24 protein-coding genes and 1 tRNA gene are annotated in these 23,366 nt (G+C 52.0%); 22 read left to right on the top strand and 3 right to left on the bottom strand.

The window, feature by feature from the left end:
* Positions 1 to 251 precede the first annotated feature (251 nt).
* Positions 252 to 335 (bottom strand) — tRNA-Leu (locus E0L13_RS02085).
* A 252-nt stretch (positions 336 to 587) separates the two neighbouring features.
* Between E0L13_RS02085 and E0L13_RS02080 the strand changes: the two genes are divergently transcribed.
* From E0L13_RS02080 to E0L13_RS02050, 7 genes are all read left to right on the top strand, one after another.
* Positions 588 to 1,211: an ECF transporter S component gene (locus E0L13_RS02080; protein WP_240924630.1), complete on the top strand. Its 624-nt coding sequence runs from the start codon at positions 588 to 590 to the stop codon at positions 1,209 to 1,211.
* 231 nt (positions 1,212 to 1,442) lie between these two features.
* Positions 1,443 to 2,495, top strand: a complete 1,053-nt coding sequence (gene mnmA / locus E0L13_RS02075) for a tRNA 2-thiouridine(34) synthase MnmA (RefSeq protein ID WP_107195910.1) — start codon at positions 1,443 to 1,445, stop codon at positions 2,493 to 2,495.
* Between the two features lie 28 nt (positions 2,496 to 2,523).
* Positions 2,524 to 4,326, top strand: coding sequence for a translation elongation factor 4 (gene lepA, locus E0L13_RS02070; protein ID WP_087477092.1), 1,803 nt, complete (start codon positions 2,524 to 2,526; stop codon positions 4,324 to 4,326).
* Complete coding sequence (hemW, locus tag E0L13_RS02065) at positions 4,323 to 5,444, top strand: radical SAM family heme chaperone HemW (RefSeq protein WP_168059937.1); 1,122 nt, start codon at positions 4,323 to 4,325, stop codon at positions 5,442 to 5,444. Before lepA ends, hemW begins: the two co-directional genes overlap by 4 nt.
* 252 nt (positions 5,445 to 5,696) lie before the next feature.
* Entirely contained in the window at positions 5,697 to 5,876 is a 180-nt protein-coding gene (gene rpsU / locus E0L13_RS02060) for a 30S ribosomal protein S21 (RefSeq protein WP_087477090.1), read from the top strand.
* Positions 5,877 to 5,902: 26 nt separating this feature from the next.
* A complete protein-coding gene (locus E0L13_RS02055) occupies positions 5,903 to 6,349 on the top strand; it encodes a GatB/YqeY domain-containing protein (RefSeq protein WP_087477089.1) in 447 nt (148 codons plus the stop codon).
* A 163-nt stretch (positions 6,350 to 6,512) separates the two neighbouring features.
* The gene (locus E0L13_RS02050) at positions 6,513 to 8,414 is read left to right on the top strand and encodes a glutamine synthetase (RefSeq protein ID WP_168059935.1); all 1,902 of its coding nucleotides are present in this window, start codon (positions 6,513 to 6,515) and stop codon (positions 8,412 to 8,414) included.
* A 74-nt stretch (positions 8,415 to 8,488) separates the two neighbouring features.
* Here the strand turns inward: E0L13_RS02050 and E0L13_RS02045 are convergent, their stop codons facing one another.
* Positions 8,489 to 9,241: an exodeoxyribonuclease III gene (locus E0L13_RS02045; RefSeq protein WP_168059933.1), complete on the bottom strand. Its 753-nt coding sequence runs from the start codon at positions 9,239 to 9,241 to the stop codon at positions 8,489 to 8,491.
* Positions 9,242 to 9,420: 179 nt separating this feature from the next.
* On the opposite strand from E0L13_RS02045, the gene E0L13_RS02040 reads away from it, so the two are divergent.
* The 15 genes from E0L13_RS02040 (at position 9,421) to E0L13_RS01970 (ending at position 22,389) form a co-directional block, all read left to right on the top strand.
* Positions 9,421 to 11,058, top strand: a complete 1,638-nt coding sequence (locus tag E0L13_RS02040; RefSeq protein WP_168059931.1) for a phosphoglucomutase — start codon at positions 9,421 to 9,423, stop codon at positions 11,056 to 11,058.
* A gap of 201 nt (positions 11,059 to 11,259) precedes the next feature.
* A complete protein-coding gene (locus tag E0L13_RS02035) occupies positions 11,260 to 11,532 on the top strand; it encodes an ACT domain-containing protein (RefSeq protein ID WP_087477085.1) in 273 nt (90 codons plus the stop codon).
* Between the two features lie 12 nt (positions 11,533 to 11,544).
* The gene (locus E0L13_RS02030; protein ID WP_087477084.1) at positions 11,545 to 12,903 is read left to right on the top strand and encodes a PFL family protein; all 1,359 of its coding nucleotides are present in this window, start codon (positions 11,545 to 11,547) and stop codon (positions 12,901 to 12,903) included.
* 27 nt (positions 12,904 to 12,930) lie between these two features.
* A complete protein-coding gene (locus E0L13_RS02025) occupies positions 12,931 to 13,968 on the top strand; it encodes an MraY family glycosyltransferase (protein WP_168059929.1) in 1,038 nt (345 codons plus the stop codon).
* A 35-nt stretch (positions 13,969 to 14,003) separates the two neighbouring features.
* Positions 14,004 to 15,152 carry a UDP-N-acetylglucosamine 2-epimerase (non-hydrolyzing) gene (gene wecB, locus E0L13_RS02020; RefSeq protein WP_168059927.1) on the top strand — a complete coding sequence of 383 codons (1,149 nt, stop codon included), beginning with the start codon at positions 14,004 to 14,006 and terminating at the stop codon, positions 15,150 to 15,152.
* A 201-nt stretch (positions 15,153 to 15,353) separates the two neighbouring features.
* Positions 15,354 to 15,629, top strand: a complete 276-nt coding sequence (locus E0L13_RS02015) for an AtpZ/AtpI family protein (protein WP_168059925.1) — start codon at positions 15,354 to 15,356, stop codon at positions 15,627 to 15,629.
* An 11-nt stretch (positions 15,630 to 15,640) separates the two neighbouring features.
* Complete coding sequence (locus E0L13_RS02010) at positions 15,641 to 16,012, top strand: ATP synthase subunit I (protein WP_168059923.1); 372 nt, start codon at positions 15,641 to 15,643, stop codon at positions 16,010 to 16,012.
* A gap of 18 nt (positions 16,013 to 16,030) precedes the next feature.
* Positions 16,031 to 16,705, top strand: a complete 675-nt coding sequence (gene atpB / locus E0L13_RS02005; protein ID WP_168059921.1) for a F0F1 ATP synthase subunit A — start codon at positions 16,031 to 16,033, stop codon at positions 16,703 to 16,705.
* 36 nt (positions 16,706 to 16,741) lie between these two features.
* Positions 16,742 to 16,990: a F0F1 ATP synthase subunit C gene (gene atpE / locus E0L13_RS02000; RefSeq protein ID WP_087477079.1), complete on the top strand. Its 249-nt coding sequence runs from the start codon at positions 16,742 to 16,744 to the stop codon at positions 16,988 to 16,990.
* 42 nt (positions 16,991 to 17,032) lie between these two features.
* Positions 17,033 to 17,533 carry a F0F1 ATP synthase subunit B gene (atpF, locus tag E0L13_RS01995; protein ID WP_087477078.1) on the top strand — a complete coding sequence of 167 codons (501 nt, stop codon included), beginning with the start codon at positions 17,033 to 17,035 and terminating at the stop codon, positions 17,531 to 17,533.
* A gap of 4 nt (positions 17,534 to 17,537) precedes the next feature.
* Positions 17,538 to 18,104 carry an ATP synthase F1 subunit delta gene (gene atpH / locus E0L13_RS01990; protein ID WP_087477077.1) on the top strand — a complete coding sequence of 189 codons (567 nt, stop codon included), beginning with the start codon at positions 17,538 to 17,540 and terminating at the stop codon, positions 18,102 to 18,104.
* Positions 18,104 to 19,639, top strand: coding sequence for a F0F1 ATP synthase subunit alpha (gene atpA, locus E0L13_RS01985; protein WP_168059919.1), 1,536 nt, complete (start codon positions 18,104 to 18,106; stop codon positions 19,637 to 19,639). Before atpH ends, atpA begins: the two co-directional genes overlap by 1 nt.
* Before the next feature lie 3 nt (positions 19,640 to 19,642).
* Positions 19,643 to 20,506, top strand: a complete 864-nt coding sequence (gene atpG / locus E0L13_RS01980) for an ATP synthase F1 subunit gamma (protein WP_087477075.1) — start codon at positions 19,643 to 19,645, stop codon at positions 20,504 to 20,506.
* A gap of 38 nt (positions 20,507 to 20,544) precedes the next feature.
* Positions 20,545 to 21,963, top strand: a complete 1,419-nt coding sequence (atpD, locus tag E0L13_RS01975) for a F0F1 ATP synthase subunit beta (RefSeq protein ID WP_168059917.1) — start codon at positions 20,545 to 20,547, stop codon at positions 21,961 to 21,963.
* 3 nt (positions 21,964 to 21,966) lie between these two features.
* On the top strand, positions 21,967 to 22,389 hold the full coding sequence (locus tag E0L13_RS01970) for a F0F1 ATP synthase subunit epsilon (RefSeq protein ID WP_168059915.1): 423 nt from the start codon (positions 21,967 to 21,969) through the stop codon (positions 22,387 to 22,389).
* A gap of 102 nt (positions 22,390 to 22,491) precedes the next feature.
* On the opposite strand, the gene E0L13_RS01965 is transcribed toward E0L13_RS01970, so the two are convergent.
* Positions 22,492 to 22,980 (bottom strand): transposase, encoded by a 489-nt coding sequence (locus tag E0L13_RS01965; protein ID WP_168059913.1) that lies wholly within the window; start codon positions 22,978 to 22,980, stop codon positions 22,492 to 22,494.
* Positions 22,981 to 23,366 lie beyond the last annotated feature (386 nt).

Here is a 23,366-nt window from a genome sequence, read left to right as displayed (position 1 = left end):
TGTCTATAGTAATTGAGAATAAAATTGACATATATTTTGAGAATAAAGAAATAAGATGTGAGTGTATTCGTATATGGAGAAAAGGGTATCAAACAGAGGTCAAACGGGTATTTTCAGGATTGCAACGACGGCAGCACCGAGAATATGAGGACTGCTGCTCTGGTGATGGGGTCAAAATGGGGTCAAAGACACCAGATTTTATGAGGTCAACAAAAAAAGGCAGAACCAGCAACTGCTGATTCTGTCTGAGTTGGTGCGAGTGAAGGGACTTGAACCCTTACGTCGTACGACGCCAGATCCTAAGTCTGGTGCGTCTGCCATTCCGCCACACTCGCTTATATGACAGGGAATAGTTTACCATATTTCAGACTTCTTTTCAAGCTTGTGGCAATTTTCACAAATTTTGCAAAATCTATTGGCAAGGGACAGCAAGTATGATATACTACGCATGGCTGTTACAGGTCTGTATGCGTTATGATCCGGTTGGCATCGGAAGAGCGGGACTGGAAGAGGGCCTGAAAGCAGTGCTGTGATACGATATGCGACTTGTATCTTTGTTTTGAAGAGCGAGAACGGAGGAATTATGTATGCAAAAAGAAATGGGTGTCAAAGCGCCGGGCGGCGTCCGTAAACGGGCCTTGCTGACGACGCGGGAGCTGACTATCGTCGGTATGCTGTCGGGAATTACGATGTTGTTAGGCCTGACGGGGTATGGATTCATTCCCCTGCCGCTGATGAAAGCGACGATCCTGCACGTGCCTGTTATTATCGGCGCTCTAGTAGCCGGGCCGCGCGTCGGCGTTATGGTTGGCTTTATCTTCGGCTGTTTCAGTATTTTCCAGGCGATTACGACGCCTGTCGTATTGTCCTTCGCCTTTTTAAATCCGCTGATTTCCGTCGTTCCCCGCGTACTGATCGGCTTGGGGACCTATTATGTGTATAAAGCCGTATGGAAGGCGATTCACAAGGAATCGTTCAGTCTGGCTGTTGCCGGCTTTATCGGATCGGTCATCAATACGGTCGGCGTTATGGGCGGTATTTACTTGATTTATGCAAAGGACTTTGCCGAGCTCCGCAATATTCCCCTGGATAACGTCGTCAACATCATCGTAGGCGTCTGCCTGTTCAACGGGATTCCCGAAGCCGTGGTGTCAGCCATTATTACCGTGCCGGTGGTCATCGTGCTGAAAAAGGTTATAAAAAACAGATAAGATGTGATTTTCAAAGGGCTGCGCTGATGCGGCCCTTTTTTATGCGGCTGTTACTAGCCACTGCCAATATATTATGATATTATTAATAATAGGCTTCAATACAGGAAGCTTTGACTACTATGTGGTACACTAGCGGCGGCTCCTGGAGCAAACGGGCGCCGGCCGCTGTATTGTCTTGCAGAGACGGCAGATGCGGCAGAGCCGCGTCGTGCAAAAAGGGGGGAATATACCATGCAGAAACGAGTTGCCGTTGCCATGAGCGGCGGCGTGGACAGTTCCGTTACAGCGGCGCTGCTGAAACGAAAGGGATATGATGTCATCGGCATTACGATGCGCTTGTGGGACGGCGAAGCGGCGGAAAAAAGCGCCGCCGATGCCAAGGCTGTAGCCGATATATTGGGAATTCCCCATGACACGCTGGACTTTAGCGACACCTTCCGGCGCGATGTCGTAGAATATTTTATCGACGCTTACGGTCGGGGAAAGACGCCCAATCCCTGCGTTGCCTGCAATCGGTGCGTTAAATTTGGCCGGCTGTGGGACGAAGCGCGCCGTCGAGGCGCCGACCTGCTGGCGACGGGGCATTATGCCCGCACGGCCTACGATGCGGAACGGGGCGTGTATACGCTGCTTCGCGGTTCAGACCGGCGCAAGGATCAATCGTACGTGCTGTATCAGCTGACGCAGGATCTGCTTCCCCACGTCTTGTTCCCTATGGCTGATTTTGAAAAAAGCGATACGCGGGCGATGGCGCAGGAATGGGGGTTGCCCGTGTTTAATAAACCGGAGAGCCAGGATATTTGCTTTATTCCCGATAATGACTACAAGGGATTTCTGCGCCGGGAACGGGCCGGCATGTTTAAGGCCGGAAATTTTGTCGATGCAGACGGCCGAGTCGTCGGCCGGCACGAAGGCATTCCGGCGTATACAATTGGCCAGCGCCGCGGCTTGAATTTGGGCGGTCCCGGCGGGCCGTATTACGTTACGGCACTGGATGTGGCTCGTAACCAGGTCGTCGTCGGTTCGAACGACGATTTATTTTCTGCAGAGGTACGGGCCGAAGGCGTATCGTGGGTAGAAGGAGAGCCTGAAGGACGCTTCCGCGCTTTGGGAAAAATACGCTATGCCGCCAAGGAATCGTCCTGCACGGTCCAACTGGAAGAACATGGCCGTATCTGCGTTACCTTCGACCAGCCCCAGCGGGCGGTCACGGCGGGACAGGCACTGGTCCTGTACGACGCCGAGACGGGCGACCGTGTTTTAGGCGGCGGCATCATTATGTAAATTGAAATACTGAAAGAGGAGAGATAACGTGGCGACAAAATATATTCGCAATTTTTCAATTATTGCCCATATAGACCATGGGAAATCGACGCTGGCCGACCGGCTGCTGGAACGGACAGGAACCGTTTCGCAGCGTGAAATGGAAGATCAGCTGCTCGATACGATGGATTTGGAACGTGAACGAGGCATTACCATCAAAGCCCAGTCGGCGCGTCTCATGTACGATGCGAAAGACGGTCATCAGTACACGCTGAACTTGATCGACACGCCGGGCCATGTCGACTTCAACTACGAAGTATCCCGCAGCCTGGCGGCCTGCGAGGGGGCGCTGCTCATCGTCGACGCAACGCAGGGCGTAGAAGCGCAGACATTGGCAAACGTGTACTTGGCCTTGGAACATGATTTGGAAATCATTCCTATCATCAATAAAATTGACTTGCCCAGCGCCGATCCCGACCGGGTGCGTAAGGAAATTGAAGACCTTATCGGGCTGGACGCGTCGGAAGCCATACTGGTCAGCGCGAAGACCGGCGTCGGCATAGACGACGTGCTCGAAGCGATCGTAAAGCACGTTCCCGAGCCGGCTGACGCTCCCGACAAACCGTTGCGGGCTCTTATTTTCGACTCCCATTTCGACCCGTACAAAGGGGCTATCGCCAACATCCGCATCATGGAAGGCAGCGTCAAGCCTGGCGACCGCATCCGCATGATGGCTTCAGGCAAGGAATTCGAAGTCATCGAAACGGGCGTTTTCCTGCCGCAGATGTATCCCGTGCCGTCGCTGGAATGCGGCAGCGTAGGCTATTTAGCTGCCAGCATGAAGAACGTCCGCGACTGCCGCGTCGGCGATACGGTGACGCTGGCCGATAATCCGGCGTCGGAAGCCCTGCCGGGCTACCGCAAAGCCGTGCCGATGGTGTACTGCGGCTTATATCCCGTTGAAACGAACGATTACGATAACCTGCGCGATGCCCTGGAAAAGCTTCACCTCAACGATGCGGCCCTGTTATTTGAACCGGAAACGTCGACGGCCTTGGGCTTTGGTTTCCGCTGCGGCTTTCTGGGCCTGCTGCACATGGACGTCGTCCGCGAACGATTGGAGCGGGAATACGGCTTGACGCTGATTACGACGGCTCCGTCTGTTATTTACCACGTGTACTGCACGGACGGCACGATGGTTGAGGTAGACAACCCGGCCCTCATGCCGGATATGACGAAAATCGATCATATCGAAGAACCCTTTGTCAAGACGACGATTATCATTCCGAAAGAAATGGTCGGCACGGTCATGGAAATTTCCCAAAACCGCCGCGGCCAGTATGAGACGATGGACTATCTCGATGAAACGAGAGTTTCCCTTGTATATAATCTTCCGTTGTGTGAAATATTATACGACTATTTCGATGTTTTGAAATCGGCGACGCGAGGGTATGCGTCTCTTGATTACGAGCTCAACGGGTATCAGTCCTCGCCTATGGTGAAGATGGATATCCTCATCAACGGCGAAGTCGTCGACGCCCTGAGCGTCATCGTACATCGCGAATTTGCCGCCCGCCGCGGCCGGGCTCTTGTCGAAAAGCTGCGCAGCCTCATTCCGCGCCAGCTGTTCCAGATTCCCATCCAGGCCGCGCTGGGCAACAAGATTATTGCCCGGGAAAACGTCGCGGCCCTGCGCAAGGACGTATTGGCCAAGTGCTACGGCGGCGATATTACGCGCAAGCGCAAGCTGCTGGAAAAGCAGAAAGAAGGGAAAAAGCGCATGAAGCAGTTCGGTACCGTCGAAATTCCTCAGGAAGCCTTCATGGCCGTCTTGCAGGTAGACGACAAATGATCGGCCTGTACGTACATGTCCCGTTTTGCGTCAAAAAATGCCGGTACTGCGACTTTCCGTCGTACAGCGGCGTCGAATCATATATCGACGCCTACGTCGACGCCGTATGCCGCGAAATCAGCCTGTTTCCCCGCAGGGAGCAGGCTGATACTGTTTATTTCGGCGGCGGCACGCCGTCGCTGCTGCGGGCCGGTCAGATCGGCTCTATCATGAAATGTCTCGAGGCGCGTTTTGACATTGCTGATGATGCGGAAATTACGCTGGAGGCGAATCCGGACAGCGTGAGCCGTCAGTACATTCGCGAGCTGGCGGCTCTTGGCGTCAACCGCGTGAGCCTCGGCATACAGTCCTTCGACGACGGCATGCTGCGTTTTCTCGGACGGGTCCACACGGCAGACGAGGGGAAACGAGCTGTGCAGGCCGTCTGGGACGGCGGCGTCAGCAATATTTCCATCGACCTCATGTACGGCCTGCCGGGGCAGACGGAAGAGATGGTCTGCGCCGATATGGAAGAGCTGGCGTCCTTGCCCGTGTGCCACGCATCCATATACAGCCTTATCGTAGAAGAGCATACGCCCTTGTGGGATGACTTGCGCAAAGGCCGCTGCCTTCTTCCGAACGACGAGGAGACAGCGCAAATGGGGCAGGCTGTTCATCGCGCTATGCACCGGTTAGGCTTTTCTCACTACGAAATTTCCAGCTATGCCAAGGACGGCCGTCTGTCCCGGCATAACTGCAAGTATTGGCAGTACGAGCCGTATGTCGGCTTCGGGCCGTCGGCTCACTCCTTTTATCACGATGAACGCTGGGCTAATATTGCGAATATTCCCCTGTACATCTGCAGGGCCGGCAGGGAAGACGCGGCTGCGGAACGTATTGCTATTGACCAAAGCCGGGCCGTCGAGGACTATTGTTTTTTAGCCCTGCGCATGCGCAAAGGCATTGACTACGCCGATTTTCAGCGGCGTTTCGGGTGTTCTGTAGAAGACGAGTTTGCCGACGCGCTGCATCGCCTTCTGGCGCAGAAATTGTTGGAAAAAACGCCGGTTGGCTGCTGCATGACTGCCTTGGGACGGGATTATGGGAATTACGTGTTCAGCCAGTTTATTCGCGAGTAGGCTGAATATTACGATATTTTTACTGCAATATAGAGCATATTTGACAGATTTATGTTATTTCCTGCGTAGGATGTTCCTGACGACAGGGGATAACAATAGGGCGCAATGTCTGATGGACGCTTGCTTGGCCGTCTATAGGACGGCACGATAGCCTTCAGGCAGTCCCATTTGACAAAAGCTCTCTTTTTGAGTATAATTTCATTGTGTGCAATAAAAGCACTCCCTAACATAATTTGGAGGGAGGGATAATAGATGGCAGAAATCAAAGTAGGTAAAAACGAAACGTTGGACAGCGCACTTCGCCGCTTCAAGCGTTCTTGCCAAAAGGCAGGTGTTCTCTCCGAAGTACGGAAACGTGAACACTATGAAAAACCGAGTGTACGGAGAAAGAAAAAATCCGAAGCAGCACGTAAACGGAAATACAGAGCATAATCGTCAGCAGTAAGAAGGGTGATACCATGTCTCTAAAGGAACAACTGCTTCAGGACATGAAAGACGCAATGAAAGCAAAGGAAGCAGGAAAGACGGCATTATCGGTGATCCGCATGGTCCGCTCGGCTATCCGCAATACGGAAATCGACGGTAAGTGTGAATTAGACGACGCCGGCGTCGGAGCAGTCATTGCGAAAGAAATGAAACAGCGTAAAGAATCGTTGGCAGATTTTGAAAAGGCCGGCCGTGCCGATCTGGTAGAACAGGTAAAGGCAGAAATGGCTGTCCTGGAAAAGTATATGCCCAAGCAGCTTTCGGAAGATGAAATCCGGAAGATCGTGACGGACATCGTTGCCGGAAACGACGGCATGAAGATGGGCGACGTCATGAAGGCGGTTATGCCGCATGTAAAGGGCAAGGCCGACGGAAAAGTTGTTTCGGCTATTGTCAAAGAAATTTTACAACATAATTAGTTTTTATCATAAAAATATATTGACAAATAAACTAATTGATTGTATTATTTTAACATGATTTACGACAACAAAATCATGTATGCAAAGTCAAAGAAGACTTCGAACCTATATCTGAAAAGATAGCAGGGGCGGAGTCTTTTTGTATTAAAAGGAGGATGTACCTATGGTAAAAGATGATTTGGTATACGTAATTCCGGCAGGGCAGTATGGTAAGGAAGGCGTGTTGGCCTTATTGGAACAGCACCCGGAAATTAAGTTCGTATCTCTCGTCGGCATCGATCTGGCCGGCAACGATACGGATGAAAAGATTCCTATTTCCGTATTTTTTGATGAATACGAAAGCTTCTTCAATGGCACGGCGTTCCAGACTGACGGCTCGTCCGTCGTACTGCCGGGCATCGCTACCTTATCCAATGCCCGCGTCGACATCAAAGCCGACCCGAACGTCAACTGGTTTGTCGACTACAACGACGCCAATATTGACCCGGCGACGGGCCGTCCCGTAGGTACGCTGCGTATTCCCAGCTTCCTGCGCCATGCGACGGGCTACATCGATTCCCGTTCTATTCTCCGCAATACGGTAGATTACGTCGGCGAACAGCTGCTGGCTTTGATTAAGAAATACGGCGTTAAAGGCTTATCCGTCAACCCTGACGACATCGAAAAAATCGTATTCACGACGGCGACGGAATTGGAATTCTGGGTCAAGACGCCGAGCCAGGACGTAGAAACGCGCCTCCTTTCGGCCTCTCAGAAATTGCAGGAACAGTACTGGCAGCGCACGCACGGCGTCGTCCGCACGGCCTTGGAACAGACTGTTGAACGTCTTGAAAAATACGGCCTCAATCCTGAAATGGGCCATAAGGAAGTCGGCGGCATCAAGGCTCAGATCGACGATTCGGGCAAATTGATTTTCGTATTGGAACAGATCGAAGTCGACTGGGCATTTACCAGCGATCCCGTACAGACGGCAGACAACGAAATCCAGGCTCGCATCATCGTCCGTGAAGTATTCCGCGAAAACGGTCTTGAAGTTACCTTCCAGGCCAAACCGATTCAGGGCGTTGCCGGTTCCGGTGAACACACCCACTTTGGATTGGGCGCTATCTTGAAGGATGGCAAATTCGTCAATCTGTTCAATCCCGATGACATGAACACGGAATTTATGTCGTCCCTCGGCTACGGCGCTATCATGGGCATGCTGAAGCATTACGAAGTCATGAATCCCTTCGTTTCGGCTACGACGGACTCGCTGAACCGCTTGAAACCGGGCTTTGAAGCGCCGGTCTGCATCGTAACGTCCTTGGGCGGCGAAACACCGGATGTTCCGACACGTAACCGTTCTGTCCTGATTGGCCTGATCCGCAACAGCGAAAGCCCGAAGGCTACGCGCTTCGAGCTGCGCGCTCCCAATCCCTTTACCAATACGTATATTGCCATCGCTATGGGCTATCTCAGCGCTCTCGACGGCATCAAGTACGCTCTTTCCAGCGGCAAGACGCCGGCTGAATTGCTGGCTGAATTGTCCAAGAAACCGGGCGAAGCCGCCGATTATCTGGAAACAGACCGGGCATATCGCTCTGAAGTCGACGTATTTGAAGAATTCACGGCGGCGGAACGAGACGCCATGTTCGGCAAAGCACCTCGCACCGTATGGGAAAACTTCAAAGCCCTCGAACTCCATCCGGAAAAATTGGATACCCTGGCTTGCCCGGCCTTTGAAAAGCGCATCATGGAATCGTTTAAATTGGGCGCGCTGAATCGCTGGGCCCTGGAACTGCAGTTCCGTATCATTCCGGATAACCTGTCCAAGGTCATTTCGGCAAAACCGCTGCACATGGAAGCCGATACTAATCCGCTGGAAGCCGAACGGTGGACGAAAATCAATGCCCTCCGTACGGAATTGGGCCGCGATACGGATAAGAGCTTGTCCATTTTCTCCAAAATTAAAAAGGCCTTGGCCGCTAACGACTACGACGCTGCTTCGGACCTCATGGTCGTCATGAACGACAAGATGGATGAACTGACCGATTTGTATTATGAATATTCTCACAATGCATTTTAATAGATAGTATAAATATGCATGCAAATACCCCTGCCGGCGCGGCAGGGGTATTTCTATAAAGGCAGGTATGCGATTTACTTCAGCACCAATCCGACTGGGCAGTGGTCGCTGCCTGTGATATCGGTGTAGATCTCAGCTTGTTCCAGACGGCTGTCCAAATCTTTGGACGTGATGAAATAGTCAATGCGCCATCCGGCGTTGTTCTGACGGGCCTTGAAGCGGTAGCTCCACCAGGAATACACGCCTTCTTTGTCGGGATAGAAGTAGCGCCACGTGTCCGTAAATCCGGCGGCCAGCAGTTCGGTCATCTTCTGCCGTTCTTCGTCGGAGAAGCCGGCATTTTTGCGGTTGGTCTTGGGATTCTTTAAATCGATTTCTTCGTGGGCTACGTTCAGGTCGCCGCACAGCACGACTGGCTTGGTTTTGTTGAGATCGACGAGATAGCGGCGAAAATCGTCTTCCCAGGTCATGCGGTAGTCGAGACGGGCTAGTTCTGACTGGCTGTTGGGAGTGTAGCAGGTGACGAAATACATATCTTCGAATTCCAGCGTAATCAGGCGGCCTTCATGGTCGTGTTCGTCGATGCCCATGCCGTACGAGCAGGACAGGGGCTTGCGCTTCGTAAAGATGGCCGTGCCGCTGTAGCCCTTTCGGTCGGCGTAGTTCCAGTACTGCTCGTAGCCGGGCACATCCAGGTCAATCTGACCTTCCTGGAGCTTTGTTTCCTGCAGGCAGAAAATATCGGCGTTCAAGTCGGAAAAAACGTCCATAAATCCTTTTTTCATCACGGCGCGCAGGCCGTTTACATTCCAGGAAATGCATTTCATGAGTCTTCATCCTTTCTTTGGATAACTTACTGTCGTAATTCAAGAAAATTTGGTATAATAAACATAAAATATTACTTTTGCAGCATGCTGCAAGCAGTAAATGTAAGTTTGCCTTTATATTGCATTCTTATTGTATAGAAAAGCAGTATGCTTGTCAAAATCGAATCAGGTGATAAGAAATGGCAGTACATGAATTAGCAGGAACGAAAGTAAGAAAAGAGGATTATATTGATTTGCAGGCTATTGCGGCGGCCTATGCCGGTACCCATCCCGACGTAAGCGATCCGCATCAGCAGGTGCGCTTCGGCACGTCGGGCCACCGCGGACAGGCTGGAAACGGCAGCTTTACGGCTGATCACGTTGCGGCCATTGCCCAGGCTGTCTGCAATTTCCGCAAGCAGTTCGGCGCGGAAGGCCCCTTGTTCGTCGGTGAAGACACCCATTATTTGTCCAAGCTGGCCTATGAAACCGTTTTGGGCGTGTTGGCGGCCAACGGCGTTACGGCTTACGTAGACAGCGAAAACGACTTTGTGCCGACGCCGTCCGTATCGCGGGCCATTCTCCGCTACAACGACTGCCGCAGCGGAAAGCTGGCCGACGGCTTGATCATTACGCCGTCCCACAATCCTCCCGAACACGGCGGCATCAAGTACAATCCGATTACCGGCGGCCCGGCAGAATCGGATATTACCAAGGCGATTGAAGCGGAAGCCAACCGCCTGCTGGCAGGTCATAACGCCGAAGTCAAGAGCATGTCCTATGAAGACGCGAAGCAAAGCCAGTGGGTCGTGCCGTACGACTACAAGGGACTGTATGTGGCAGAACTCGAATCCATCATCGACATGGACGCTATCCGCGGCGCGAACCTCCGTATTATGGTCAATGCCCTGGGCGGCTCGGGCATGAATTACTGGCATAAGATTTCGGAACAGTATCATATTCCCATCGATTTCGTCAATGATACATATGACCCGCAGTTTACCTTCATGAATTACGACCATGACGGCAAGGTCCGCATGGACTGCTCGTCGGCATACGTCATGTCAGCCGTTACGCAGAGCAAGGACAAATACGACTTGATTTTGGCTAACGACCCGGACTACGACCGTTTCGGCATCGTATCCGGCGCACAGGGCATGATTTCGGCAAACGCTTACTTGACTGTAGCGTCCCACTATCTGATGACTCACCGCAACTTTGCCGGCCGGGGCATTGCTAAGACCGTCGTTACGACAGATATGCTGGCCCGCTCGGCGGCTATGCTCGGCATTCCTTGCTACGAAGTGCCCGTCGGCTTTAAATACTTCGGCTCCTTGTACACGGAAGGTAAAATCGCCTTTTCCGGTGAAGAAAGCGCCGGAGGCTCCTTCGTTGCGAAAGACGGCAGCGTCTGGACGACGGATAAAGACGGCATGATCATGTGCCTCTTAGCTGCGGAAATCAAGGCCGTTACGGGTAAATCACCTATTGACTATTACAATGATTTGTGTGAAACGCTGGGCCGTCCGTACACGATGCGTAGCGATGCGCCGGCGACGCTGGAAGAAAAGGATCAGATCAGCTCTCTGACGGAAAGCGACGTTACGGAAAAGACCCTGTGCGGCAGCGAAATCAAGGCGGTGCTGTCCAAGTCTCCGTATGGCGACTTCGCCATCGGCGGTGTCAAGATTTCGACCGATGATGGCTGGGTAGCGGCGCGCCCGTCCGGCACGGAAGATCTGTATAAGCTGTATGCGGAAAGCTTCGTGTCCCAGGAACAGGCGGCAGCACTGCTGGAAGAAGGCAAGGCGCTGATTTCCAAAGCCTTGGCTGAATAAACAATACTATACTATGACGGAAAGAAGAAAGGACGGGCGAAAGCGTGTCCTTTCTTTTCCGGAAAATTTCCGTAAGCGGCGCGGCGGGACAGCGCTATTATGTAGCGCAGCAGTAGAATTTTGCGTTTGACTTATGGTATAATAAAGGGCATGGTAGATTAGAAAGAAATTAAAGATATGCATAAAAGGAGTGGAATCCCCATGAAAGTTGTTATCACCGTAGTCGGAGTAGACCGGACTGGCATTATCGCTACAGTAAGCCAGGTCATGGCAGAACACCAGATCAATATCATGACGATAAATCAGGTCATTTTGGACGGCATTTTCAATATGGCTATGATCGTAGACATGGAGCAGTCGACCGTCGATTTGGAAGGCCTTCAGGCTATCCTGCGGGAAAAGGGCGATGCCCTGGGCGTAGAAATCCGGGCGCAGAACCAGGCCATTTTCGATGCGATGCATCAAGTAGGATAAGGAGAACCAGGTATGCTGACAATCCATGACGTATTAGAAACGAATCAAATGATACAGAAGAATAATCTGGACGTCCGTACGATTACGATGGGGATTAGTCTTCTTGACTGCTGTTCCAGCGACGGCAAGGTATTATGCCGCAATATTTACGATAAAATCACGTCGTACGGCGAGAACCTTGTCAAGACGGGCGAAGATATTGCCCGCGAATACGGCGTGCCGATCATCAACAAGCGCGTAGCCGTTACGCCTATCAGCCTGGTAGCCGGAGCCAGCGATCTGACGAATTACGTTGAAATCGCCAGAACGCTTGACAAGGCGGCGAAGGAAATCGGTATCGACTTCATCGGCGGTTTTTCCGCGCTGGTGGAACGGGGCTTTACGGACGGCGACCGCCGTCTCATCGATTCCATCGCCGAAAGCCTGGCCTGCACCGATTTGGTATGCAGCTCCGTTGCCGTCGGCTCGACGAAAGCCGGCCTCAACATGGATGCCATCGCCGAAATGGGCCGGGTATTCAAGGATTTGGCCGAACGGACGAAAGATAAGGATGCCTTAGGCTGCGCGAAATTGGTAGTATTTTCCAACGCCGTTGAAGACAACCCCTTCATGGCCGGCGCCTTCCACGGCGTGACGAACGGCGACTGCTGCGTCAGCGTCGGCGTCAGCGGACCGGGCGTCGTCAAACGGGCATTGGAAAATGTCAAGGGCGAACCTTTCGACGTCGTTGCCGAAACAATCAAGAAGACGGCCTTCAAGATTACCCGCGTAGGGCAGCTCGTCGCCATGGAAGCGTCGAAGCGGCTCAACGTTCCCTTCGGCATCATCGACCTGTCCTTAGCTCCTACGCCGGCTGTCGGCGACAGCGTAGCCGACATTTTGGAAGAAATGGGTCTTGAAAGCTGCGGTGCCTGCGGTACGACGGCGGCTCTGGCTTTGTTGAACGACGCAGTGAAAAAGGGCGGCCTCATGGCTTCGTCCCGCGTCGGCGGCTTGTCGGGCGCGTTTATTCCCGTCAGCGAAGACAAGGGGATGCTGGAAGCCGTCGGCAGAGGCAGCCTGACCTTGGAAAAACTGGAAGCTATGACCTGCGTGTGCTCCGTCGGCCTCGACATGATCGCCATTCCAGGCGATACGTCGGCGGCGACGATTTCCGCTATTATTGCCGATGAAGCGGCTATCGGCATGATTAACAACAAGACGACAGCCGTCCGCGTCATTCCCGTTCCGGGCAAAGACGTCGGCGATACGGTTGAATTCGGCGGCCTTCTTGGCTACTGCCCGATTATCAACGTAAATAAATACAAGTCGGACGCATTTATCGCCCGCGGCGGACGCATCCCTGCACCGATGCGCAGTCTGACAAACTAATGATGTTACGGAAAGTAGGCGTGTGTTGTGCTTGAATATTTTGTGCCGTTTTTGATTGCCCTCATCGTTGCATATGTATTGACGCCAGGCGTTAAAAAGTTGGCAATTAAAGTCGGCGCCGTTGACAAACCTAATGCGAGAAAGGTCCATACTCACGCCATACCGCGGCTGGGCGGGCTGGCTATCTACGTCGGCTTCATGGCGGCCGTACTCTTCTGCGTGCCTGTGCGCCACGAGCTGCTGGGCCTTCTCCTGGGATGCACGGCTATCGTCGCCTTGGGCATTTGGGACGATATCTGCAATATTCCGGCTAAAGTAAAATTAGTCGGACAGATCGTTGCGGCATGTATTCCCATCGCCTTTGGAATTCAGATCGAATGGCTGACAAATCCCTTCGGCACGCTCATCGTACTGCCGGAGCTCGTCGCTATTCCAGTGACGATTTTCTGGATTATCGGGTTTACGAATACAGTAAATCTGATTGACGGCCTGGATGGATTGGCGGCCGGCGTGTCGTTTATCGCGTCGGTATCGATGTTTTTGCTGGCTTATACCATGAACCAGTACCTGCCGGCTATGATCATCGTCGCAATGGCCGGAGCAGCTCTCGGCTTTTTGCAGTACAATTTTAACCCCGCCAAGATTTTCATGGGCGATACGGGAAGTATGCTGCTGGGCTATACGATGGCCGTCGCAGCTGTGCTGGGGCTGGTTAAGACGGCGGCGACGATCGCGTTGGTAGTGCCGCTCATCGCTCTGGGCCTGCCCATTTTGGATACGTTATTCGCCATTATCCGCCGCAAGATGAGCGGCGTGCCCATTTTTCAGCCTGATAAGGGACATCTGCACCATCGCCTGCTGGCTTTAGGCATGTCGCAGAAGCAAGCTGTATTGATCATGTATTTCGTCAGCATCGTTCTGGGGATCGTAGCCCTGTTTGTCGCTAACGTAAACTATCAGACAGGCATCGCGACGGTATTGGTCGTCCTTGCTGTGATTATTTATACGGCGAAACGCCTTGGCATATTGCAAAAAACAACGGCCAATTCTACCCGCAAAGAATAGGCGGGTAGAATTGTTTCGCCTAAGGAGGTATTTCTATGATTAAGGTAATGACTGTATTCGGCACGCGTCCGGAAGCGATCAAGATGGCTCCGGTCGTACTGGAATTGAAAAAGCATGCCGATAAAATCCAGACAGTCGTAGCCGTTACAGCCCAGCACCGTCAGATGCTGGATCAGGTGCTGGAGTTATTCCGCATCGAACCTGATTATGATTTAGACATTATGTCGCAGGGACAGACATTATACGACATTACGACGAAATCCCTCATGGGGCTGAAGTCTGTGTTGGAAAAGGAAAAGCCGGACATCGTCCTCGTGCACGGTGATACGACGACGACCTTTGCCGGAGCACTGGCGGCGTATTATCAGCAGATTCCCGTAGGCCACGTGGAAGCGGGCCTGCGCACGGGCAATATATATTCGCCCTTCCCGGAAGAAATGAACCGCAAGCTGACCGGCTCCATCGCAGCTATTCACTTTGCGCCGACGGCGACAGCGAAAGCTAACCTGCTGAAAGAAAACGTAACGGAAGAAAATATCTATATCACGGGCAACACGGTCATCGACGCCTTGATGAAGACGGTCGACCCGGCCTATACCTTTGAAGACGAAATGCTCAATCACATTGATTTTCTCCGCCACCGGGTCATCCTGATGACGACGCACCGCCGGGAAAACCTGGGCGAGCCGATGCGCCACATCTATAAGGCCTTGCGGAGCATCGTAGAGGAAATTCCCGATACGGAAGTCGTGTTCCCGGTGCACCGTAATCCGCTGGTTCGCAAGGTTGTAGAAGAGGAATTATCCGGAGCGGACCGCATTCACCTGATCGATCCGATGGAATACGAGCCTTTTGCCAATCTCATGAACAAATGCAGCCTCGTTTTGACCGATTCGGGCGGCATTCAGGAAGAAGCGCCGTCTTTAGGCAAGCCTGTGCTGGTGCTGCGCAATACGACAGAACGGCCTGAAGCTGTAGCGGCTGGTACGGTTCGTCTCATTGGAACGGAAAAGGACGTCGTATACAATGAAACAAAACGGCTGCTGACAGATCAGCATGCGTATGACACTATGAGCAACGCTGTCAATCCTTATGGCGATGGGAAAGCTGCGCAGCGTATTGTTCAGGCAATCCTGCATGATTTCGGCGGAGAAGAAACGCTGATGAAAGAATTTTCCTTATAACAATAATGTATAAACTAACGCCAAGCCATGACTAAAAAGATATGCATATATTTCTTTTGTTAATAGAATATATTGACAAAATTAAAATATTGATTTTAAATTTTTTCCGTGCTAAAATAATTCAATAGCAATTGCGGATAAGGAAACACCACTATTCGCAGCTGCTATCATGCCATCAATGGAAACAGAGGTGTCTGCAGCATGAAGCGGAGGCGTACTGAATCTCATGATGACAATGCAAATCAGATGAAGCTCTGGGATATCGTCATGATTGCCGGTTCATTGGGGCTGACTTTATTTGTCTGTATCTGCGCGGGCGTAGCGTTAGGACGTTTTATTGACTCACATGCCGGAACGGCGCCATGGGGCATGATTGCGTGTTCCCTCATAGGCGCCGCGTCTGGTTTTTTGTCCTTGTATAAGAAAGCCGTACGCTTGAATGAAGACAAGCCGTCTCGTATGGAGAAAGACAAATAAGGGTGGTGCTGGTGGAAGAATTCGTAAGGTATGTAAAAGCGACGGTATGCAAGCTCATCGGATTTACATGTTTTGTCGCTGCTGTCCTTGCCGCATGCGGGGAAATGCAGTACATTACAGGCTGGTGCATCGGCAACGGGATCAACATCGTGTATTTTTTGATGCTGACCAGCCGCTCTGCGCGAGCTGTACAATTACCGCCGGCACGGGCTGTCGCCTTAATACGGGGCGGCGCCGTCCTGCGTCTTGTCATGATCGTGCTGGTATTAATCGTCGTAGCACAGTTCCCGTCTATTCATTTTGGGGCTGCTGTAGCCGGATTGTTTACCTATCGGGTGACGATTTTTGCCGACATGCTGATCCGGCATGTTCGCCAGCGGTAAAGAAAGGAGGTAAAGCGTATGGAATTACATACGGGGCATCATTGGGTCGTCCAGATTTTAGGGATGAACGTCAACATGGATACGATTATCATGACCTGGATTGTCGGTATTCTGGTCATTATCGTTTCTTTGGCGGCAACGCGAAAGCGGTCTCTCGTCCCGTCAGGGATGCAGAATGCCATGGAAATAGTCGTTACGGCACTTCTCGCCCAGTTTAAGGAAACCCTTGGCCCCAAGTACAGTCAGGTTGTATCTATTTTACTGACAATGTTTCTGTTTATCTTGTTTTCCAACGAATTGGGGCTCTTGCCGACGAATCATCTTCTGGCGTCACCGACAAACGATTTGAATACGACTGTAGCCTTGGCTTTGGTATCCTCCGCCATGGTTCATGTCATCGCCTTGAAAAACCAGGGCGTGAAGAAGCATTTTAAGCACTTCTTCCAACCGTTTGCTCCCTTTGTTCTCATCAATGTGCTGGAAGAATTTACGAAGCCGCTGACCTTGGCTTTCCGTCTTTTCGGCAATATTCTGGCCGGGGAAATCCTGCTGGAAGTGCTGTACTTCCTCGTTCCGGCCGGCGTGCCGATTGTCTGGCTGATTTTCAGTTTGTTCATCGGTTTAATTCAAGCGTTTATTTTTACTATATTGACAACATCGTACTTAGCTCCTTCCTTCCAGGGCGGGCATTAAACTACATTGTATATCGTATTTAGGAGGTTATTGATTATGGAAAACGCATTGATATTAGGGTTATCTGCTCTTGGCGCGGCAATTGGTATCGGTTTGGCAGCTCTCGGCGCTGCAGTCGGCGACGGCCACGCCGCTTCTAAAATGCTGGAAGGCGTAGCGCGTCAGCCTGAAATGGGCGGCAAGCTGCTGACAAACTTCCTCATTTCCGTCGGCTTGATCGAATCCATGCCTATTATCGCAGCCGTTATCGCCATCGTGCTCGTATTTGCCAATCCCTTTATTTAATGGTGGAGGAACTGGATTCCATCATGAAAGGAGGGTGTTACGTTGGTTAGTTTAACCGAAGGAACGTTGTTGTTCCAAATTATCAACTTCTTTATCTTAGTGGCTATTTTGGCAAAATTTGCGTATAAACCGCTGCTGAAGGTTTTGGAAGAACGCCGCAACAAGATCGAATCGGATCTCGACGCCGCGGCCCAGGCCAGAGAAGCGGCAGCGCAGCTGCAGGCCGAATACGAAGCGCAGCTCCGCAGCGCCCGCGCCGAAGCCCAGGCTATTATCGATAAAGCCGTAAAGCAGGCTGATAAAGAGGCGCAGGCCCAGCTCAGCGCAATACGCGAACAGATTGCCCGGGAAAAACAGATCGCCCAGGCGGAAATTGCAAACGAACGGGAAGTTGCTATCCGGGAAATGCGCAACGAAGTAGTAACGCTGTCTATGGCTGTGGCAGAAAAGCTGCTTAAAAAGAATCTGGACCCGGATATGAATGCAAAACTGGTTGCAAACTGCATCGATCAGCTTCAGGAAAACCGCGTAAAGGGGAACTGACGCTATGATACCGGAAGTCGTATACAGCAAATACAGCCAGGCTATGTTCGATATTGCAAAAGAACAGGGCAAACTTGATATATTTGGAACAGAGTTGAAAGCTGTCCGCGATGCCATGCAGGAAAATCCTGATTTGCAGAAGTTTATCTGCCATCCGCTCATACAGCCCGGCGTAAAGAAGGATACGCTGCAGAAAATATTTGCCGGCGACGTAGAGCCGCTGGTACTGCAGTTTCTCTACGTCATGATCGACAGGCGGCGCGAAGCGGCTATTGTTCCCGCTATCGACGGGTTTATCGACCTGGCGCGGGCGGCGCAGAACATCGAAGTCGCGAAGGTGCGCGTCGTCAAGGCGCTGACGGCGGCGGAAGAAGAAAAACTGGTTGCCGGATTGGAAAAGATGACAGGCAAGAAGATCGAGCCGCTGTATTACATCGATCCGTCTATCATCGGCGGCATGGTCATCCAGATTGGCGACAGATTAATAGACGGCAGCCTTGCGCGGCAGCTGCGTGATATGCAGCAGTCTCTTCTGCAGGCTGGCGTAACGAATGGGGTGACGGACGAATAATGAAGATGAAGCCAGAAGAAATTACGGCTATAATTAAACAGCAAATCGAAAATTATAATGTGGAGATGAACGTCGATGATATCGGCACCGTTCTGGAAGTCGGGGACGGCATCGCCCACGTTTACGGTTTGGATAAAGCCATGTCCGGGGAATTGCTGGAACTGCCTCGCGGCGTATACGGCATGGCCCTGAACTTGGAAGAAGACAACGTCGGCGCCGTACTGCTCGGCGACGACTCCCTGATTAAAGAAGGCGACACGGTACGCCGCACAGGCCGCGTCATGCGCGTTCCCGTAGGCGAAGCTATGATTGGTCGCGTCGTAAACCCCTTGGGTGCGCCTATCGACGGCAAAGGGGAAATCAAGACGATAGAATCCCGTCTCGTCGAAGTGCAGGCGTCAGGTATTGCCGACCGTCAGCCTGTAAAGGTACCTCTTCAGACGGGGCTTAAATCCATCGACTCTATGGTTCCTATCGGACGGGGCCAGCGTGAATTGATCATCGGCGACCGCGGTACGGGCAAGACGGCTATCGCTATCGACACGATTTTAAATCAAAAAGACAGCGGCGTTATTTGCGTTTACGTCGCTATTGGACAAAAAGCCTCGACGGTTGCCCGCGTCGTCCGGACTTTGGAAGAAAACGGTGCGATGGCGTATACTATCGTCGTCGCCGCTACGGCGTCTGACGGTGCGCCGCTCCAGTACCTGGCTCCGTATTCGGGCGTATCTATCGGCGAATACTTCATGTACCAGGGCAAGGATGTCCTCTGCGTATATGACGATTTGTCCAAACATGCCCAGGCATACCGCGCTATGAGCTTGCTGCTTCGTCGTCCGCCTGGACGCGAAGCGTATCCCGGCGACGTATTCTACTTGCATTCCCGTCTGCTGGAACGGGCGGCAAAGCTTTCGGATGATTTGGGCGGCGGTTCCATTACGGCTCTGCCGATCATTGAAACGCTGGCCGGTGATTTGTCGGCGTACATTCCGACAAACGTTATTTCCATTACGGACGGCCAGATATTCCTCGAAACGGAAGCCTTTAACTCCGGTATCCGTCCGGCTATCAACGTCGGCTTGTCCGTATCCCGCGTAGGCGGCTCCGCCCAGATTAAGGCTATGAAGAAAATTGCCGGTACCCTTCGTCTGGATTTGGCGCAGTACCGCGAATTGGCGGCCTTTGCCCAGTTTGGCTCTGACCTCGATAAGAGCACGAAGGCCCAGATCGATAAAGGCGAACGGACGATGCAGCTCTTAATTCAGCCGCAGTACCATCCGATGCCGGTCGAAGACCAGGTCATGCAGATTTATTTGGCCGTTAAAAACTACCTCATGCCGATTCAGGTATCGGAAGTACAGCAGTTTGCCGACGGTTTCATCACGTTCATGCATACCAATTATCCGGAAGTCGGCGAAAGCATCAAAACGACGAAGGAACTCGGCCAGGACGCAGAAGCAACCCTCCAGAAGGCTATCGGCGAATATACGAAGCAGTATAGCGCCACCCATGAGCTGATTAAAGAGGAGGAATAATCTATGCCGAGTGCACGCGAAATAAACCGGCGGATCAAATCCGTTACGAATACTCAGCAGATTACGAAAGCCATGAAAATGGTATCGTCTGTACGACTGCGCCGTGCACAGGAAAGGGCGTTGGCCACAGCGCCGTATACGGAAAAAATCGAAGGCATGCTGCAGCGCTTGGCTGCGGCGTCTACAGGCGAAAAAGTCGCCTTGTTTACGCCTCATGACGAGGTGAAGAAGACGTGCTATATTATCGTCGGGGCTGACAAAGGCCTGGCCGGCGCGTTTAATTCCAATATCAACAAGGCCATGGTCGCCGTGCTGAAAGACAAGCCCCGCAGCGCTTCGATGCTGCTCGTGACAGGCCGTAAGCCTGCTGAATATTTAAAGCATCTGCATATCGTGCCGGACCAGAAGTGGACGGGCTTTTCCGATAAGCCTCAGTTCACTGATGCCCAGCAGATTGCCCATGTTGCTACAGAACAATTTTTGGCTGGCGAAGTAGACGAAGTATATATCATTTATACGAAGTTTAAGTCAGCCTTATCGCAAGAAGTACAAACCGTCAAAATGCTGCCTATTTCGCAGCAGGACGGCTCTGAAAAAACCGGTCCGAAAGAAGAGTATCTCTTTGCGCCGGATGCCCATCAGGTCTTGGAATCGCTTTTGCCTCAGTATCTGGACATGCTCGTGTACAACAGCCTGCTCCAGTCAGCGGCCAGTGAGCTCGGGGCCCGTATGACGGCTATGACGTCGGCAACGGATAATGCAGGCGAGCTGATCGACAGATTGACTGTCCATTACAACAAAGTCCGTCAGGCCGGCATTACGAACGAACTGACAGAAATTGTCAGCGGTGCTAATGCCCTGCAGTAGGGCGTGAGTAAAACTAAGAAAGAGAGGAGAGCCTCTTCATGAGCAATAACATTGGGAAAGTAATCCAGGTCATCGGCCCGGTTATTGACGTGCGGTTTGCTTCCGAAGCAGATTTGCCCGCCATTTACACTGCCCTTCACGTCACCGGCGGGGAAGGCGAACAGGCCGTCGACTTGGTAGCAGAAGTTATGCAGCACTTAGGCGACGACGTCGTCCGCTGCGTTGCTATGAGTTCTACAGATGGTCTCGTCCGCGGCATGGCTGCGGAAAATACGGGCGGCCCCATTAAGGTTCCCGTCGGCAAGGGCGTGCTGGGACGTATTTTCAACGTTCTCGGTCAGACCGTCGACAAGGTAGACGAAGTAGTAGAAGCTGAAGATTATTGGCCTATCCATCGGCCGGCTCCGAAATTTGAAGACCAGTCTACGGGTACGGAAATTCTCGAAACAGGCATTAAGGTCGTCGACCTCATCGCTCCGTATGCCAAAGGCGGCAAGATCGGCTTGTTCGGCGGCGCCGGCGTAGGCAAGACCGTTCTCATCATGGAATTGATTCACAACGTTGCGACGGAACACGGCGGCTATTCCGTATTTACCGGCGTAGGCGAACGGACCCGCGAAGGCAATGACTTGTGGAACGAAATGAAGGAATCGGGCGTTATCAGCAAGACCGCTCTCGTATACGGCCAGATGAACGAACCGCCCGGAGCCCGTATGCGCGTCGGCTTGACGGGCCTTACGATGGCTGAATATTTCCGTGATAAAGAACATCAGGACGTGCTCCTGTTCATCGATAATATTTTCCGTTTCATTCAGGCCGGCTCGGAAGTATCGGCCCTGCTGGGCCGCATTCCTTCGGCTGTTGGGTATCAGCCGACGTTGGGGACGGACGTAGGCGCGCTGCAGGAACGCATCACGTCGACGAAGAACGGTTCTATTACGTCCGTACAGGCCGTATATGTCCCTGCCGACGATTTGACCGACCCGGCTCCGGCTGCGACCTTCGCCCATTTGGATGCGACGACCGTACTGTCCCGTCAGATTGCCGAATTGGGCATTTATCCGGCTGTCGATCCCCTGGATTCGACATCTCGTATTCTCGACCCACATATCCTCGGCGAAGACCATTATCAGACGGCCCGCGCCGTTCAGGCTATTTTGCAGAAATACAACGACCTGCAGGATATCATCGCTATCCTCGGTATCGATGAATTGTCGGAAGAAGACAAGCTCACCGTTGCCCGGGCCCGTAAGATTCAGCGTTTCCTGAGCCAGCCTTTCTCCGTTGCTGAACAGTTTACCGGTCAGCCGGGCCGTTATGTGCCGCTGAAAGATACGATTGCCGGCTTTAAGGAAATTCTGTCAGGCAAATGCGACGACATGCCGGAACAGGCGTTCTATATGGTAGGCGATATCGAAGAAGCATATGAAAAGGCCAAGACTCTGAAAGGAGAATAGGCTATGGCAGAAAAAGGAAAGACTATCCGTTTGGAAGTAATTACTCCCGATGCTGCCGTATTAAACGAAGATGTGGAATTCGTCCTCGTGCGGGCCTTAGACGGCGATTTGGGCATTATGCCCAATCATGCGCCGCTCATCGCATCTTTGGATATCTGGCCGCTTATGTACGATATAGGCGGGCAGCGCCATTGCCTGAGCGTAGCTTCCGGATTTTTGGAAGTGAGCAATAACGCGATTACCGTCATTACGCCGGCGGCGGAAAAGCCTGAAGACATCGACGTCCAGCGGGCAGAAGCAGCCCAGCAGCGGGCGGAAGCATTGCTTCACAGCCAGCGGAAGGACATAGACGTGCATCGGGCGGAAATGGCGCTCAAGCGCGCGTTGTGCCGCTTGGACACGGCAAAAAAATACGGCGGACATTAAAAAATGCTGCATATAAAAGAGAAGCAGAACATGAGATTTCTCATTTCTTGCTTCTCTTTTTTGCAGCGTGAAAGACTTTATGCTAAAATCATGTGGTTTGCGTTAACCCTTTGGAGAATAGGGGCGCGGCAGGAACGTGTTCAGGCTGTCGTAATGCCAGCGTGTTTTATGTTCCCGGATGTTTTGGCTCAGCGCGAGCTGGGTATGCTCCCGCTGCACGTAGTGGCTTGAATAGGATGTTTCCCATATAGGTTCGTTCGTATGCTGCGCTTTCAGCATGTGCTGGGCCATGGTATGCTTGCAGTGCGATATGAACCATTTGACGACGCGGTCGTTGCATCGCCTGTACAAGACGAGCAGATGCACGTGATTGGGCATGATGACGTAATCCTGAATCATGACGAGCTGAGATGAGAGCTTCAGCTTCCGCAGCCCTTCCTCTGCGGCCATTCCCCATACCGTCGGCTGCCAGACGAATCCGTTTTTATCCTTATAAATCCTTCCGAGAGTAGTCTGCTTTTCATGCGTGCAGAGCGTGATGAATTGGACGCGATGGGCCGGCCAGGGAGCGTTTGTTTTGTTAGTATTCATAAGTCGGTCACCTCCAACAGATATTATATGTCATTATATAGGATGAAAATAAAACTAAAATTAAAAAGACGAAGAATATACATTAAATTTTAATTAAAAAATGAGATAATGATAGCGTGTATTAATAATTCATGCAATTTGAATCATTTGAAACTCTTTAGCTGCTGCCATGAGGGAGAGGGGACACTGTTCGGACTACCAGAAACATAGCAGGAGAAACTCACAGGATATAAGCAACAGGCGGCATAGAATACGGTTCACTCTCCGTGAATAAATGGGAAATGCATGCAGATATCCATAAGAAGCATGGAGTTTTTTGCGCTAGATAACTTGGCTCATCTTGCTTTTGCCGCCTCCCTTTGTTACAATAAATGCAGTGCATAAGG

Origin of the sequence: Megasphaera sp. SW808, assembly GCF_012027795.1 — a bacterium.
Classification (GTDB): Bacteria; Bacillota; Negativicutes; order Veillonellales; family Megasphaeraceae; genus Megasphaera; species Megasphaera stantonii.
Note: the sequence above shows the minus strand (reverse complement) of the source record. Positions and strands in the feature narration are given on the sequence as shown.

Coding starts and splice junctions, on each gene's coding strand:
- E0L13_RS02080 (WP_240924630.1), top strand. CDS start 588: ATGCAAAAAGAAATGGGTGTCAAAGCGCCGGGCGGCGTCCGTAAACGG.
- mnmA (WP_107195910.1), top strand. CDS start 1,443: ATGCAGAAACGAGTTGCCGTTGCCATGAGCGGCGGCGTGGACAGTTCC.
- hemW (WP_168059937.1), top strand. CDS start 4,323: ATGATCGGCCTGTACGTACATGTCCCGTTTTGCGTCAAAAAATGCCGG.
- rpsU (WP_087477090.1), top strand. CDS start 5,697: ATGGCAGAAATCAAAGTAGGTAAAAACGAAACGTTGGACAGCGCACTT.
- E0L13_RS02055 (WP_087477089.1), top strand. CDS start 5,903: ATGTCTCTAAAGGAACAACTGCTTCAGGACATGAAAGACGCAATGAAA.
- E0L13_RS02050 (WP_168059935.1), top strand. CDS start 6,513: ATGGTAAAAGATGATTTGGTATACGTAATTCCGGCAGGGCAGTATGGT.
- E0L13_RS02045 (WP_168059933.1), bottom strand. CDS start 9,241: ATGAAATGCATTTCCTGGAATGTAAACGGCCTGCGCGCCGTGATGAAA.
- E0L13_RS02040 (WP_168059931.1), top strand. CDS start 9,421: ATGGCAGTACATGAATTAGCAGGAACGAAAGTAAGAAAAGAGGATTAT.
- E0L13_RS02035 (WP_087477085.1), top strand. CDS start 11,260: ATGAAAGTTGTTATCACCGTAGTCGGAGTAGACCGGACTGGCATTATC.
- E0L13_RS02030 (WP_087477084.1), top strand. CDS start 11,545: ATGCTGACAATCCATGACGTATTAGAAACGAATCAAATGATACAGAAG.
- wecB (WP_168059927.1), top strand. CDS start 14,004: ATGATTAAGGTAATGACTGTATTCGGCACGCGTCCGGAAGCGATCAAG.
- E0L13_RS02015 (WP_168059925.1), top strand. CDS start 15,354: ATGAAGCGGAGGCGTACTGAATCTCATGATGACAATGCAAATCAGATG.
- atpB (WP_168059921.1), top strand. CDS start 16,031: ATGGAATTACATACGGGGCATCATTGGGTCGTCCAGATTTTAGGGATG.
- atpE (WP_087477079.1), top strand. CDS start 16,742: ATGGAAAACGCATTGATATTAGGGTTATCTGCTCTTGGCGCGGCAATT.
- atpH (WP_087477077.1), top strand. CDS start 17,538: ATGATACCGGAAGTCGTATACAGCAAATACAGCCAGGCTATGTTCGAT.
- atpA (WP_168059919.1), top strand. CDS start 18,104: ATGAAGATGAAGCCAGAAGAAATTACGGCTATAATTAAACAGCAAATC.
- atpG (WP_087477075.1), top strand. CDS start 19,643: ATGCCGAGTGCACGCGAAATAAACCGGCGGATCAAATCCGTTACGAAT.
- atpD (WP_168059917.1), top strand. CDS start 20,545: ATGAGCAATAACATTGGGAAAGTAATCCAGGTCATCGGCCCGGTTATT.
- E0L13_RS01970 (WP_168059915.1), top strand. CDS start 21,967: ATGGCAGAAAAAGGAAAGACTATCCGTTTGGAAGTAATTACTCCCGAT.
- E0L13_RS01965 (WP_168059913.1), bottom strand. CDS start 22,980: ATGAATACTAACAAAACAAACGCTCCCTGGCCGGCCCATCGCGTCCAA.